We start from the raw sequence: 13,575 nt of genomic DNA on the forward strand, positions 1-13,575 counted from the left end.
TGGAGACTTTAGATCATAGATCATCCGGATTCCTGCGCCTAGACTGCGGATCGCCATGAAGATTGGGAGATCCGTGCAATGACTGACTGTGTGTGTAATTCCGTATCCGACCGCCATCCCGGCGTCGTCCCGGACGTGGAGCCTGCCACCCCCGCGTGGATGGCCGTGTTTTCGCTGGCAATGGGCGTGTTCGGATTACTGACCGCCGAGTACCTTCCGGCCAGCTTGTTGACGCTGATGGCGAACGACCTGGGAGTGTCCGAAGCGCTGGCGGGCCAAGCGGTCACAGTGACTGCGGTAGTGGCGCTGTTCGCGGGCTTATTGGTCCCGGGCCTGACCCGCGGCATCGACCGCCGTTGGGTGTTGCTGGGGTTTTCCACCTTGATGGTTGCCTCCAATCTGTTGGTCGCCGTTTCCTCCAGCTTCGCGGTGCTGTTGTTGATGCGTATCTTGCTGGGCATTGCCCTTGGCGGGTTCTGGAGCATGGCGGCGGCGGTCGCGATGCGCTTGGTACCGAGTGCGTTGTTGCCACGGGCGCTTTCGATCATTTTCAGCGGCATTGCCATCGGCACTGTCGTAGCAGTGCCGCTGGGCAGCTACCTGGGCGGGCTGTATGGCTGGCGCAGTGCATTCTTTGCGGCGGCAGCGGTCGGCATGGCCACTCTGGCGTTCCAGTCGTTCACTCTGCCGCGCCTGGCGCCGCGCCGGCCGGCACGTCTGCGCACCATCCTCGACGTGCTGCAGCGCCCGGGCATCGCCATGGGGATGTTCGGGTGTGTGCTGGTGCACAGCGGGCACTTCGCGATGTTCACCTATGTTCGGCCATTTCTTGAGGGGACGCCCGGCATCGGTACGCAGGGGCTGTCGCTGATGCTGTTGGGGTTCGGTGTGGCGAACTTCGTTGGCACGCTGTTGGCCGGAAAGCTGCTGGAGCGCTACCCGCTGGCCACTCTGGTGTTGATGCCCGCGTTGGTCGGCGTTGCAGCACTGGCGTTGGTGCTGTTGCCGGCCTCGATTGCGGGGCAGGCAGTACTGCTGAGCATCTGGGGCTTGGCCTTTGGTGGTGTGCCGGTGGCGTGGTCGAACTGGGTTGCCAGCGCAGTCCCTGATCAGGCCGAAAGCGCCGGGGGCATGGTGGTGGCATCTGTGCAGTCGGCTATCGCAACCGGCGCCGCCGCTGGCGGTGCCGTGTTCAACCTCGGTGGCAGCGCAGGCGTATTCATTGCGGCGGCCGTGCTCATGCTGCTGGCCGCATTGCTGATTGCGCTGCGTGTCCGCGTCCCGGTTGCCCAGGGTTTAGGCCAGCCCAAGCCCGCGTTGCACCTTTGATCCGGTTTGCCAAACCGCGATCCCTTCCGTAACCAGGAGATACTCCATGAACAATACGACGTCTCACCAAGGACGCCTCAAATCGTTGCGCGCGGCAAGTATCGGCAATGCGCTGGAATGGTTTGACTGGACCCTGTACGCAACCTTTTCGGTGTACCTGGCAAGCAATCTGTTCGACAAGACCGATGCGCGCTCGGCGATGCTCGCGACCCTTGCTGTGTTTGCGGTCGGCTTTGTTGCACGCCCGGTCGGCGGCTGGTTGTTTGGCCGGCTGAGCGACCGACTGGGGCGTCGGACCATCATGGTGATCACCATGCTGCTGCTTGCGATCAGCAGCCTGGGCATCGCGCTGATTCCCAGCTACCAGAGCATTGGCCTGTACGCCTCGGTCGCGCTGCTGTTTTTCCGCCTGATGCAGGGGCTCGCCCATGGTGGCGAGACCGGGGTGTCCTACACCTATGTCGCCGAAGTCGCCCCGAGCAAACACCGTGGCTTATGGTCGAGTACCGTCTATGTGGGCGTGACGCTAGGGGTCATGGCCGCGACGGCGGTGGCGGCGGCGCTGACCTGGCTGCTGGGCGCGCAGGCCATGGGTGAGTATGGCTGGCGGATCGGTTTTGCCATGGGGGGAGTGCTTGGTTTTTACGCACTGTTCTTGCGCCGCGGTGCGCAGGAATCTCATGTATTTGTAGCGCAGCAGGGGCAGGCGCGGCCGCCGCGCAAGCTGTCCACGGCGGAGATGCTGCGCGTTGCGCGTAACATCGTCATGCTGGCCGCGGCCGCTAATGTCACTTACTACGCCTGGGTCACGTTCGGCGCTTCGACCGCGATCGCCCAGGGTATGGACGCCACGGGTGCCTACATGGCCAGTCTTCTCGCGCAGGTCCTCTGCGTGTGCTGGTTGCCGGTCTGCGGAATGTTGTCTGATCGGGTAGGGCGCCGGCCCATGGTCATTGCCTGGGGCCTGGGCGTGATCCTGCTGACCTATCCCATCTCGATAATGGTGACCACTGAGCCCTACACGCTGTTTTTGGCCCAGGTTCTGGGGCTTGGCGCCTGGTCGCTGATCGCGGCGATTTTCCCTGCGGTGCTGTCCGAACAAGTGCCGACCCAGGCACGGGCGCAGGGCGTCGGCCTGGTGTCTTCGATCTCGGTGGCGATCTTTGGCGGCACTGCCCCCTATCTACATAACTATCTCAGCGGCGCCGACCTTGGCTACCTGTATGTCAGCTATGTCATTGGCTTGGGCGTTGTCACCGTAATGGCTGGGTTTCTTATCGAAGAAACGGCGGGCATTGACCTTGCGCATATCGGGGCGCCTGGCGCGCGAGTCCGCGTAAATGCATTGGCTGCTCGATCCGCAGAATCCGCCGAACCAAGGAGTATGACTCAATGAATTCAGCCGCCCCGCAAAACGCCGCTGCACGAGGTGAACGCCCGGGCGCCAACGTGACCGTCAGCCAGGCTTCGGGCCCACGTCAGGCCGCACGCGAGACCTGGGTGGAAGTGCCTTGCGAGTCGGGCCCGGCTGCCGCTTGGTGCTACTCGGACCGCCGTGCCTACAGCCCGGGTGATACGGTTTGCCTGTATCTGTCGTCGAACTGCGCGCAAGTGAGACTGCGGATTTATCGTGATGGAGCCAACACCTGTACGGTGCATACCACCGACAGCCTGGATGCTTGCTTCCACCCCATACCCGAACGTGCCTATGAGCATGGCTGCCAGTGGCCAGTCTTCATGCGATGGACAATCCCGGTGGAGGCCGAGCCGGGTGGCTATATGGTCGAAGTACGGGATGGCGCTGACAGCGTGCTGGGGCATCATCTGTTTATCGTCAAGGCGCTGCTCAAGCGCGCCGATGCCTTGGTGCTCGTTGCAGCCACATCGACCTGGGCCGCTTATAACGACTGGGGCGGTGCCAATCATTACTTTGGCCTCCACCCCGGCACGCCGCGTGGCCGCTCACCGTTACTCTCGGCACAACGGCCCTGGGCGCGCGGGCAGGTCTGGCTGCCGGAGGGTGCGCCCCGTTGCATCAACACGACCCGGCCCCGCAAGCCAGGCCCGGCGCGTTATGAGTTCATCGAATGGGCCGCTCTTAACGGCTATGCCAAGTACTACGCCTTGGCGGGTTGGGCTTCGTTCGAGAGGCCTTTTGTGGTCTGGGCCGAACAGCAGGGGTATAGGGTCCATATCCTGACCCAGGACGATTTGCATCACGACCCGCACGCGCTGGAGGGCTACGCCTGCGCCGTCTTTGCCGGGCACGACGAATACTGGACGCGAGAAATGCGCGACCACGTCGACGCCTTTGTCGAGGAGGGCGGCAAGGTCGCGCGCTTCGCCGGCAATTTCATGTGGCAGATTCGCCTGGAGGAGGAGGGCCGGCGGCAGGTGGCCTACAAGTACGATGCCGGTGCACTCGATCCTGTGGCGGCTACCGAGCCTCATCGGCTAACGGGGGCCTGGGAAGATCCGAGGGTCAATCACCCCGGAGCATCGACGTTCGGGGTGAATGCTCTGCGTGGGATATACGCTAGCTTTGGCGCAATGGCACCGCGCAACCCGCGCGGATACGCGGTCTTCAGGCCTCAGCACTGGGCGTTTATGGGAACAGGCCTCGGCTACGCGGACATGTTCGGAGACGAAGCCAACATCTTTGGCTATGAAGTCGATGGCCTCGAATACACGTTCGTCGACGGCCTCCCAGAACCGCTCGGCACAGACGGTGCGCCTTGCCGATTGCAAATCCTCGCAATGGGCTGGGCGACCAATGCCGAGCATGGCCGCAGCGAAGATGCCTATTCATTCATGCTCGGCGATGGCGATGCCCGGTTTCGTGCTTCCATCCTGGCGCCTGACCTTAGTGACGCCAGCATCGCTTTACACAGCCGTGGGGCCGGTATGGTGGTGCACTTCCACAAAGGCCGAGGTGAGGTCTTTACCGCCGCCACGTGCGAATGGGTACATGGGCTCATACAAGCTGACACTTACACCGTGATGATCACTAAAAATGTGCTCGATCGTTTCTTGCTCACTCACCAGGAGGTGCGCTGAACGGGCCGGTGAATAACCGGTTGTTATTCATCAGAGGTGGTCAGATTGGCCCGGGCCCATTGCTCAGCGGTCGTGACCTGAATCGACTGCTGCGCGTTGAAGGTATCTGCTTTAGGCCAGGCCACACCTCTGCCCTGAGCGAACACAGCGCGGTACTTCTTGATGTGATGGGTGGGGTCTTTGTGCAATTCTTCGAGCAAGTACGGCACCGTCCAGACATTCCGTTTGAATGGGCGGCCCAGTACACGTTCGAGGAGACTCGCAACCTCCTCGTACGTCACAGTGTCTCCCGAGAGGTACACAATCTGATTGCGCAAGCGAGGCTCGAAGAAAACGATTTGTGCTGTCAACGTGCCAATGTCGTCTGGAGTCGTCAGCGTCACGCTGGTCTCAAGACTGCCTAGCGCGTTCACGGTATCGTTTTCGAAGTCCACCACCTCGAATACAGGCTCGAAAAGGAAGCTGGTGAACATACCCGTCGAGATGATGACCCATTCAGTTTTATCCTGGGCCCGAAGCAATTCGCGCACATCAAGCTGGGCATCGAACAGATCCTGAGGACTGCCCCGGCCGATGACTTCGAAGTCGACGCCAAACTGCCACGGGAAGTAGCGCTTCACCCCGGACTTCAGTGCAGCGGTAGCCAGCTTCATCGGGGTTTCCCGACCTGCCACCATACCTGCACAGCCGATTACGGTATCAAAACGTGCGAATACTGCAGCCAACTGATCGATTGAGTCATTCACAAGGTCTGCGGCCACCATCTGGATGCCGAGGCCCCGAAGCTCATCGATTTCGCGCTTTTTCTCGGGCACCTGAGTATTGATGGTCGAATCCCTGAGCAGCACGCTGATGGTGGAACCGGGAGCGCGCTTTGCCACTCGCGCAAGATTGCGCAAAACCGGCAGCCCAAGCTCCCCGGCGCCTAGAACGAGAATGGATTGGGGGGCGGACTGGGTCACTTCGGTCATGATTTCTCCTGAGATCTGTTGCCTGTAAGATGACCAAATGCTTGCACGATTCAGCACCGCTCGTAAGAAGGCACACCTGTGATACCAGAGATAGAAATGACCGCTCAGGAGGCTCTCCGCCAGGCAGAGACAATCTGCCGAACGCTTAGGGAAGACGATGATGGCGTCAGGCGGGAAGTGCTTGCTCACGCAGGCAGCCGCTGGTCGTTGGGTATCCTGCATGCCCTGGGGGTGTACGGCACCATGCGTCATGCCGAAATAAAAAGGCAGATGACCGGGGTGACTCAACGGATGTTGACCAAGACCTTACGCTCCATGGAGCGCGATGGCCTCGTGGTTCGGCGCGAGTTCGGGGAAGTTCCACCACGGGTCGAGTATGAGCTGACGCCACTGGGGATGGGCCTGTTGACCCGCATGTCGCCTATCTGGACTTGGGTTGTCGAGAACGTTGAGGATTTTCGTGAAGCGCGGCGTATTTTCGACAGTCAGGATCACACAAAGCCCGCATGGCAAATACCTACACCGATACCCTTGGATTCAGAGGCGTCTGACTAGGAGTCGCTGCCGGCCGCTACGTTTATCAGCGCCACGTTTTCTAATGTGCCAAATCGTGTTGAAAGAGGGCTAACGTCAGTGGTTTTTCCCCTCTCTATTTTTGAACAGTGCCTTGAGATTGGAAGGGTCTAGGCAGTCAGGTGCTATTGTCTGTGACTGCTTGAAATAGGCCTGAATTTTCGGGTTCGCGAAATCGCCCTTGAGCGCTAACAGGTAATACCCGTCGGCGCGAAACTGTTCCAGGCTCAGAGAAACCGGCTTGAGGAAGTCCCTCATAGTGGCCAACGGTAGTTCGCGATTGGCTTCGGCTTTCAGTGAATCTTTGAAGCAGTACGAGCGTACTGCCGGCAGTGGATAATGGTCAGCGTACAGATCCGGCTGCTCTAGAGCACTGGCTAGCTGGCTATACTTGCGAAGAGACTCGGGGTCATCGAGCTTGAATCGCAGGAATGCATCGTCACAGTCGCGCAACACCATTATCGCTCCGGCAACCAAGCCTTGATCCGCGGCGTTCTGGTAAAGCGCGCAAGCCTCTACATGCATAGCCTTATAGCCACTTAAAAAGGTTGCCGCTTTAACCTCTTGCATATTCGCCAACATGAAAGTCGCTACACCGTGCCCTCCGGCGCTAGCTTTACGCAGCTCGTCCTCATAAGTCTCAAGCCCTTTGGTTGCCTCCTGTATTGACTGGCTCAGTGTGCCCTTGTCAATTTTTCCCTGCTGTTCTCTTTCAACCAGCTGATCGGCTCGTTGTTGTATGGCATCACCTAACAGCATTGCGTGTTCAAAGACAGCTTCGGTTTCGGGGCTTGGCACAGCCTGCACCTCAGCACACAGAGCGATGCTGAAAAGGAGGACTGAAAGACGAAGTTTCAAAGGCGGTTCTTCCGTGATTGCAGTTGTCTGAGTTTCCATTGCTGTAATGGATTCAATCAGAGTGGGGTAGTTCACGTGCTCGACCATTCAAGCAACCCGACTGGGAGACAATCGAACGAACCTACCTGGCCGGGATTTGCTCTGCAGAGCGCCTCGCGAGCGCCACTGCAGCGGTGATGGCCGCTCTGGCTTGAGGGCTGTTCTTCCAGCAGGTCGAGCCTAATGCCGCTGATGCTTGAGCCAGGATGTCACCAACATCTGATTTTCGGAGTTCTGCGAGCGATTCGATACCCATTTGCTCAAGCCGTGTAATGACGGTTGGTCCTACGCCTTTGAGCGCGAGCAAAGCGGTCCTTTCATCTGATGAAAACGGCATCGTAAATTCCTTTTTTGGCGATGAGTCCACGCAAGTGTGCCCGACGCTAGACGGTGCCTCAATAGCCCGGCGTGCGCGTTTTGAGAATCTTCAAGGAGGGCGTGTGAACAGACCAGCGCCGCCAGCATCCAGCCGATCAGGCAGCGATTCGCGCCGGCGGTTGGCAGAAAGCTCGGGACGCCGGGGAAGGGGAATTGCGGAGCAGCTTAAGAAATTGCACAACAGAAACACTAAGGGCCTGCATGAAGTATCTCATGCAAGCCCTTGATATATATGGTGCCCGAACCCGGAATCGAACCGGGACGCCCTTACGAGCGGGGGATTTTAAGTCCGGCAATAAAGTGCTTTAAATCAATAGCTTATGGCTATTTCCGGTCCGCAATAGTTCTGCAATGGCTCGCTTGTAGCCCTTTGTTTTCAAGGGGTCCATTTTTATTGCGGAACGGATTTTCACTTGGTTGGGAGCACTTTCAGGCCCTTGCGACGCCGAATGTACTGCTCTGTCATCCCGACGGTCGTGTGGCCCAATTGGTCCCGAGCGTCACGAATGCTACCTGTCGATTCCTCTTTGTCCGTGGCAGCTTTAGCGCGAAGGTCACGCATCTGAAACGCAGACTTTTCAATCCCGGCCTTCATCCTGGCCGCGTCAAATCTCCCCCTCAGCATGCTTGCTGTCATCGGCTGGCCGTTGTCCATTACAACGAGCCTGGTTGATCGAATCTTGTGCCCCTTCTTCCTTTCCAGTATGCGGTCGATCACGACCTTCAGCTCCCCAACAACCTCGATTCGTCGTTTCATGCTGGTCTTCCCCTGCGTGATCAGCAGTTGATCATCCAGCAAGTGGCGCTCATCCATCTTCAGGGTGTCGCCAATGCGTTGGGCGGTGAGGTAGAACAGATCCAATGCGTCCTTGAGCGGTTGATCGGCGTGCAGGTATACAGCCGCTAGCATTTCGTCCTCGACGTAGGTGTCCCGGCCGGTCTCCTTGTTCCCCTTGATGCCCGCGCATGGGTTGGCGAGCGACGTGTAGCCGCTCTGGCGGGCGAAGTTCCAGATCGCACTGAGCAGAGCCTTTTCCCGATTGGCGCGTACCTTCGCGGTTTTTGAGCGATAGCGCAGGTACTGAACCACGTGCTTTGGTTCGATTGCCTCCAATGGACCTGGCGGGTCGTTGAAAAAGATCAGGAGCTGCTTCAACTCTCGCGCGTTGTCCTTCTGTGTGGCCGGCGACTTCGTAGGCACCACCTCTTCCACGTACTTGTTTGCGACGTACTCGAAGGTCAGCGCCGCGGCGACCAGCGCATTCGCTGCCCGGCTCTTTTCGAGGCGCGCATACTCAACTATCGCGGCACCATAGTCGGAGCCAAGGGCGATTTCCTTCCTGGGCTTATCGCCTGCATCGTAGTAGTAATAAACCCTTCCCCCGGATCGCAGGCGCTTGCGCAGCCGGGGGATGCTGCCGGGGTTGGTGGGCCGTCGCGCCATTTACTGAATTCCCATCCGTGGTTGCCATTCGGTCTTTTCGGGTTGCCGATCTTTCTTTCCGGCCAGCAACGATGCCGAGATAACGCAGGGCCAGCCATTTCGCTTGATAGTGTGGCGGATGCCATTGCGGGACAGGACCAGAATCTGTCCTGCCTTTGTCTTGGCACCTGTGAGTTCGCAAACGTCTTCGTGCGACAGGAAGTGAATTCCGTCCATACCTACCTCCCGCCGCCCGTGGTGGGCCGCGCAGTCTTGATGATGTGGATGATGAAACCGAAGCTGATCAGCAGCCAGGTTATGAAGCCACCGAAGGCCGTGATGATGTCTTGCGTTTCGCCTGAACTCAGTAGTGCGGGAATGCCTACTACAAAGCCAACAACCGTGCCGAACAGATACAGGATGAAGCCCGCGAGGATCAGGGTGAGCTTTATTGCGAACATGGGATGTCCTTGCCCGCCGTTCACCGGCAGGCACGTAGGGGTTTGGGTTAGGGGTAGTTTTTGCTGATGCGTGTTGCGATGGCGTCAAGCTTTTCGGCCATGCTCCACATGTGGTTGTTGTCGCTGCGTGACACGACAAGGGAGCGCTGAACATTCCGGCCCATGAGGATTGCGATAGCCAGTCGGATCATGGCTGCCTCGAATTTTCGCCGGATGAATCCGTCTCGCGGGATCATGGCCTTGGCCCCTTGTAGATGAACACGTAGGCGAACCGGAGGGTGGCGATCATGGCTTCACCCGCTTGAACGCGACCACCCAGACCCACGGGTTGGCGCTCCAGTAGCCGCCGGTGGCGCTCCACAGGTTGGCGAACGCAAAGCGCGGTGTGAAAAGGCATTGTTCGTGGCTGGTGGTCTTGTCCCACGCCCAACCGTTGCGCTGCTGGTGGCCGGCCTGCGCCGGACAATCACCGACGTCTTTCCATCCGGTACCGCCGTGGAAGCACTGCTGTCCGTAGTCGGTGAAGAAGCATCCTTCGGCCTTGGCCTGCTCTTCGCTGATGTCCTGCAGCCGCTCGACGCGCACGTCGGTTATCTCCAGTAGGATGCGGCTGGCCCAGCGCGGCATGTGGATGCTTGGCCTGGATCGTCTCGGATAATCCCAGTGAGCAACTGAGCCGTCGTATTCAGGGTCTTTGCTGCCTGCGTACAGCACCGGTGCTCGGTCAGCGGCATATCGCGAAAGAACCACGGTGTCACTGCTATCCTCATCCGCTTCTGTCGTCTCGCGCACCCACAACCGGTCGCTGGGCTTGCCATACGGGCAAGGTGCGTATTCTTCAAGCTCCTTGGCGCACGCCGCTTCGGTCGATCCAAATACGCAGAAGCCATAGCGCGGGTCTCGCTGGCCTATTGCGCTCCAGCGCTGACGATCGCCAATCGGAATGGCGGCGTTCTCGGTGGGGATTTGGAAACCTTTCACTGCCCGGCGCGTGACCGTCTTCCGGCCTTCCAGGATGGCGCGCACCATCGGCGCCGAGAACAGGATGGGCCGTTCTTTCGGTTGCGGTGAGGTGGTCATCAATAGCCCTCCCGGTTCATGCTCTGGATGTATTCGTTCGGGATGGTCACGGCTGCGTCGGGTATTGCGCTTTCGACTTGGGTGTCACCGAAATATCCGATAGCTGCCTGAGCGCGCTCCATCGACAGCTGGGCGTGTCGCAACTGCCAGGACTTGCGGGCCTTGTAGGAGCGAAGTGCCAGCGCCTTGTCGGTATAGGCGAAGCGCTTACCCCAGCTGCCGCCGTCTTTCAGTACGCGCTTGCGGCGCTTTTTCACTGCATCAACGGTCCAGCTGTATTGCGGGCCCTTGATCAGGTCGCAGGTGTAGGTGTCGCCGATGTAGTAGCACTGCGCGGTTTCGCCGATCACGTGGTAGGTGATGCAGTGAACCTCAAGACCATCCGGGCCGATGGTGTCGATGTAGCGGAAGTGATCCGGCCCGGCTTTTTGAGTTTCTTCAGGCATGACTTCGTCCTTGCCGCTATAGCGGCTGACTTTGAAGGGGGAGGGGTTACTTGCGGAGTGTTCGAACTGCGGCGTCGTACTTGAGCGGGTCGACGTTTGGGTATTGCTGAACGATTTCCATCAGGCGCTCGCGCTCAGGATCGACAGGCAGAGCAACCGATGCCGGCGCGAGCTGCTCGGCGCTCAGTGGGTTAGGCGAATAGCGGAGGGCTGACTTGTATGCGGCGTCGAGCGCGTCATCCAAATCACCGCCGGCCTTTTTGGCTTCGTTGAAGGCGATGATCATCTTCGCCCGGACGTCGTAGCAGCGCTCAACTGGCATGCAGGTCACCTGCACGCCCTGTGGCTTGGTCAACTGATCAATGCGCTCATCCGCTGCGGTCAGGCGCTGTTGCAGGGCGTCACGCTCTTTGATCGCCACTGCATGCTTGCCGCGCCAGTGCAGCACGGCGTCTAGTTCTTCGGCGGCTGACACTTCCGGTTGCCCGGTCATTCGGCGCTCGATCATCTGCCAGGCGGGTTCGTACTCGGGCCAGTCGCTTTCAATAACCAGGAACGAGCGAGCAGGAGCACCCTCCCTCAACACCGACTCATGAATTCTCCGCAGGAATCCGCTTACGGCGCGCCTCTCGGCGTGCGAAAGCTTGTCTAAATCGGTGTATTTGATGACGTTGTATCGATCTTCGCGATGGAAAGAGATCGCATTGCTTTCTGTAGGCATGGGAAGTCCTTGCCGGGCCATGCCCTGGCGGTGGAGTGACTGTTTAATTAATGGGGCACCTATAACCAAAGAAGTCATTTCGGATTTCTTGGTTTTTAGGAACCCAACACATGAAACGACTGACCGAGTGGATCAACCTGATAACTGCCATCCTTCGCCTTGTCGCCGCGATCATCCGTACCGGCTGGCTTTGAGCTACGATGGCCCCTTCCTCTAAATGGGCTGGACCATGACAAAGCACGATATTTACGATGAGATCGAAGGCTTTCAGGTTTGGAACTACATGGAGTGCGACAAGGACGAGGAAGGCCGGGAGACCTGGCGTATCAACGTCGAGGTGAAGCGCGGTGGTGAGGTGGTGGTGCCGGTTGTTGCTGGTGACCAAACCTATGTTGACCGTGGTCTGGCGCAGGTTGCTGGGCGTGAGGTTGGAGCCAGGATGATTGCTGAGCGAGCTTAAAGCTGCTGTAGCAGGCGCCGGCCGATTCAGCGAACCACGGTGACGGCCTTGCTGTCGCCGATCGCCTGTTAGCGTGGGCCTGGGGGCATCCATTGGCAGGTTTGCATGTCGCTTTCAGGTTGGGGATTTCGTATGCTCAGCACGCACCCAGGATTAGGAGCTTGCTGCCGTGTCGGATTGGAAATTGTTGAAGGATGGCTGGACTTGGCTTTGGTCTTTGGGGCCGAGGGAAAAAGCTGCGTCAACTGCGTTTGATAAGCTACACATGAGCATGCGAACTACGGTGAAATGTCGCTTCGCTGCAGCTGACAGGCTCAAGAACTATGCACGGTTTTCTTTTTTTACTACTACTGTCTTATCGCTTGGCCTGATCCTCATTCCGCTCATTCAAAACTCTCAGGTCACGCTTTCCGTAGCACCATCTGTTCTAAACATGATGCAAATCTTCTTGGCTGTAGCCGTATTGGTATTTTCGGTTGTCATCGGTACTGCAAAGTACGAACTGCGATCAGAGCTCTTAACGGAGTGCGGAAATCGACTCAAGGAGCTGATTAGGGAGATGAATCGTTTTAAGGGCACCGCGGAGGGGAATGACCCCGCTGAGCTAGAGCGGCTCGAAAGGGAATATTCGCGCATCACAACTGATGTGGAGAATCACGCTCGCGTCGATTACAGGCGCACATGGCTTGATATGCGCAATGACTATTTTTTAACCGGCATTCCGCGTCTTAGATTTTTGACGGCGACTTATTGGTACTCTTTTTATCCATACCTTATGCCCTTGATACTTATGGCGATGGAAGTCATGTTCGTTACTGACATGCTTGGAGTTACGACACTTTTGCCCAAAGCATTTCGGATCGCAGAAGCGTAGTCAGTCTCCACAGAAACAGTCGATATCCTCTGCGAGATATTCAAAGTTGAAGTCGGTTTGCCGGGATCGTTGCTCGGCGGACCAGCCCATGGTCTTGTAATCAGCGCGATCTTGCCGGAACACCTGGCCAAAGCGCTCTTCGGTACCTGACCACCAGATAACCCGTGATGGATCATCCATAATGGTCTTGATCAGCTTGCCTTCGCTCTTCTTCCAGCACAGGTCGCAGTTGCCGAAGTCGGAGTTCATGCCGAGGTCGAACGGTTGGTCGGCCCAGAACTCGGCGACGTCTTCCTTCGTTATGCCGGCGGTGTAGGAAGGGCAGACGTTGTCCCAACGGGTGCCGCCGCGGTCATTGGCAGCCATCATGCGGTGGTAGCGCTTCGGCTCGTCGTAGCGGATACCGACTACGCAATCCCATTCGTCGTGGCCCAGGGCGCGCATGTGCTTTTCGCCAATTTTCACCCTCAGGTACGCCGTGCACATGTTGTTCGAGAAGTTCGGCAACACCGGCGGAAGGTTCTTCACGTCTTTTCGGTATGCCGCGTAGTACTCGAGCATCATCGTGAAGGGCTCACCGTTACGGCTGGCCGTCTCGAAATTCACCAGCTTGTACCACGGTGCATCGTCAGGCTGGCCGTATACTCGGCACCACTCCATCCAGACGATGCCGACGTTCCATCGTTTGTCGATCTGATCAATGAACACCAACGTTTTTTCGCTCTCCTTGCCGGTATTCTGGAAAAAGGCGTGAACATCAGTAGGGAGCTTTCCGCCGTGGGCGTCGAGGATCTTACGTAGCATCTGCCCGCTGGTTCGGCCTCCGGAGACGCCGATCTGGGCCGGGCCCGTTATCAGGAAGGGGTTCATAATTGCTCCAGACAGCCGTCTGCCTCGCCGGCTGG

At 58.3% G+C, this 13,575-nt stretch carries 16 protein-coding genes; 6 read left to right on the forward strand and 10 right to left on the reverse strand.

Going from position 1 to position 13,575, the window contains the following annotated elements:
- Positions 1–78 precede the first annotated feature (78 nt).
- Genes OPU96_RS04665 through OPU96_RS04675 form a run of 3 tightly spaced genes read left to right on the forward strand, consistent with a single transcriptional unit; the run spans position 79 to position 4,386 of the window.
- Positions 79–1,329 (forward strand): MFS transporter, encoded by a 1,251-nt coding sequence (locus OPU96_RS04665; protein ID WP_498558723.1) that lies wholly within the window; start codon positions 79–81, stop codon positions 1,327–1,329.
- Positions 1,330–1,375: 46 nt separating this feature from the next.
- Positions 1,376–2,725, forward strand: coding sequence for an MFS transporter (locus tag OPU96_RS04670; protein ID WP_498558724.1), 1,350 nt, complete (start codon positions 1,376–1,378; stop codon positions 2,723–2,725).
- Positions 2,722–4,386 carry a N,N-dimethylformamidase beta subunit family domain-containing protein gene (locus tag OPU96_RS04675; RefSeq protein ID WP_498558725.1) on the forward strand — a complete coding sequence of 555 codons (1,665 nt, stop codon included), beginning with the start codon at positions 2,722–2,724 and terminating at the stop codon, positions 4,384–4,386. Before OPU96_RS04670 ends, OPU96_RS04675 begins: the two co-directional genes overlap by 4 nt.
- A gap of 23 nt (positions 4,387–4,409) precedes the next feature.
- On the opposite strand, the gene OPU96_RS04680 is transcribed toward OPU96_RS04675, so the two are convergent.
- Positions 4,410–5,357, reverse strand: a complete 948-nt coding sequence (locus tag OPU96_RS04680; protein ID WP_226456878.1) for an aromatic alcohol reductase — start codon at positions 5,355–5,357, stop codon at positions 4,410–4,412.
- A 96-nt stretch (positions 5,358–5,453) separates the two neighbouring features.
- On the opposite strand from OPU96_RS04680, the gene OPU96_RS04685 reads away from it, so the two are divergent.
- On the forward strand, positions 5,454–5,912 hold the full coding sequence (locus tag OPU96_RS04685; RefSeq protein WP_498558726.1) for a winged helix-turn-helix transcriptional regulator: 459 nt from the start codon (positions 5,454–5,456) through the stop codon (positions 5,910–5,912).
- A 75-nt stretch (positions 5,913–5,987) separates the two neighbouring features.
- Here OPU96_RS04685 and OPU96_RS04690 read toward each other — a convergent pair whose 3' ends face one another.
- The 8 genes from OPU96_RS04690 to OPU96_RS04725 form a co-directional block, all read right to left on the reverse strand.
- Positions 5,988–6,863, reverse strand: a complete 876-nt coding sequence (locus tag OPU96_RS04690; protein WP_498558727.1) for an aldo-keto reductase family protein — start codon at positions 6,861–6,863, stop codon at positions 5,988–5,990.
- A gap of 46 nt (positions 6,864–6,909) precedes the next feature.
- Entirely contained in the window at positions 6,910–7,164 is a 255-nt protein-coding gene (locus OPU96_RS04695; RefSeq protein WP_225595626.1) for a helix-hairpin-helix domain-containing protein, read from the reverse strand.
- A gap of 450 nt (positions 7,165–7,614) precedes the next feature.
- Positions 7,615–8,649 (reverse strand): site-specific integrase, encoded by a 1,035-nt coding sequence (locus tag OPU96_RS04700; protein WP_305390868.1) that lies wholly within the window; start codon positions 8,647–8,649, stop codon positions 7,615–7,617.
- On the reverse strand, positions 8,650–8,865 hold the full coding sequence (locus OPU96_RS04705) for a DUF4224 domain-containing protein (RefSeq protein ID WP_305390866.1): 216 nt from the start codon (positions 8,863–8,865) through the stop codon (positions 8,650–8,652).
- Positions 8,866–8,867: 2 nt separating this feature from the next.
- Positions 8,868–9,089 carry a hypothetical protein gene (locus OPU96_RS04710; protein WP_305390865.1) on the reverse strand — a complete coding sequence of 74 codons (222 nt, stop codon included), beginning with the start codon at positions 9,087–9,089 and terminating at the stop codon, positions 8,868–8,870.
- Positions 9,090–9,374: 285 nt separating this feature from the next.
- Complete coding sequence (locus OPU96_RS04715; RefSeq protein WP_498558728.1) at positions 9,375–10,169, reverse strand: hypothetical protein; 795 nt, start codon at positions 10,167–10,169, stop codon at positions 9,375–9,377.
- A complete protein-coding gene (locus tag OPU96_RS04720; RefSeq protein WP_498558729.1) occupies positions 10,169–10,615 on the reverse strand; it encodes a hypothetical protein in 447 nt (148 codons plus the stop codon). The genes OPU96_RS04715 and OPU96_RS04720 overlap by 1 nt, the downstream gene beginning before the upstream one ends.
- Positions 10,616–10,661: 46 nt before the next feature.
- Positions 10,662–11,336, reverse strand: coding sequence for a hypothetical protein (locus OPU96_RS04725; protein WP_226456145.1), 675 nt, complete (start codon positions 11,334–11,336; stop codon positions 10,662–10,664).
- 229 nt (positions 11,337–11,565) lie between these two features.
- Here OPU96_RS04725 and OPU96_RS04730 point away from each other — a divergent pair, with 229 nt between their 5' ends.
- Entirely contained in the window at positions 11,566–11,796 is a 231-nt protein-coding gene (locus tag OPU96_RS04730) for a hypothetical protein (protein ID WP_226456144.1), read from the forward strand.
- A 169-nt stretch (positions 11,797–11,965) separates the two neighbouring features.
- The gene (locus OPU96_RS04735) at positions 11,966–12,670 is read left to right on the forward strand and encodes an SLATT domain-containing protein (protein WP_226456143.1); all 705 of its coding nucleotides are present in this window, start codon (positions 11,966–11,968) and stop codon (positions 12,668–12,670) included.
- Here the strand turns inward: OPU96_RS04735 and OPU96_RS04740 are convergent, their stop codons facing one another.
- On the reverse strand, positions 12,671–13,540 hold the full coding sequence (locus tag OPU96_RS04740) for an adenine nucleotide alpha hydrolase family protein (RefSeq protein ID WP_498558730.1): 870 nt from the start codon (positions 13,538–13,540) through the stop codon (positions 12,671–12,673).
- Positions 13,541–13,575: the final 35 nt, after the last annotated feature.

The organism is Pseudomonas sp. RP-B7 (assembly GCF_059803535.1).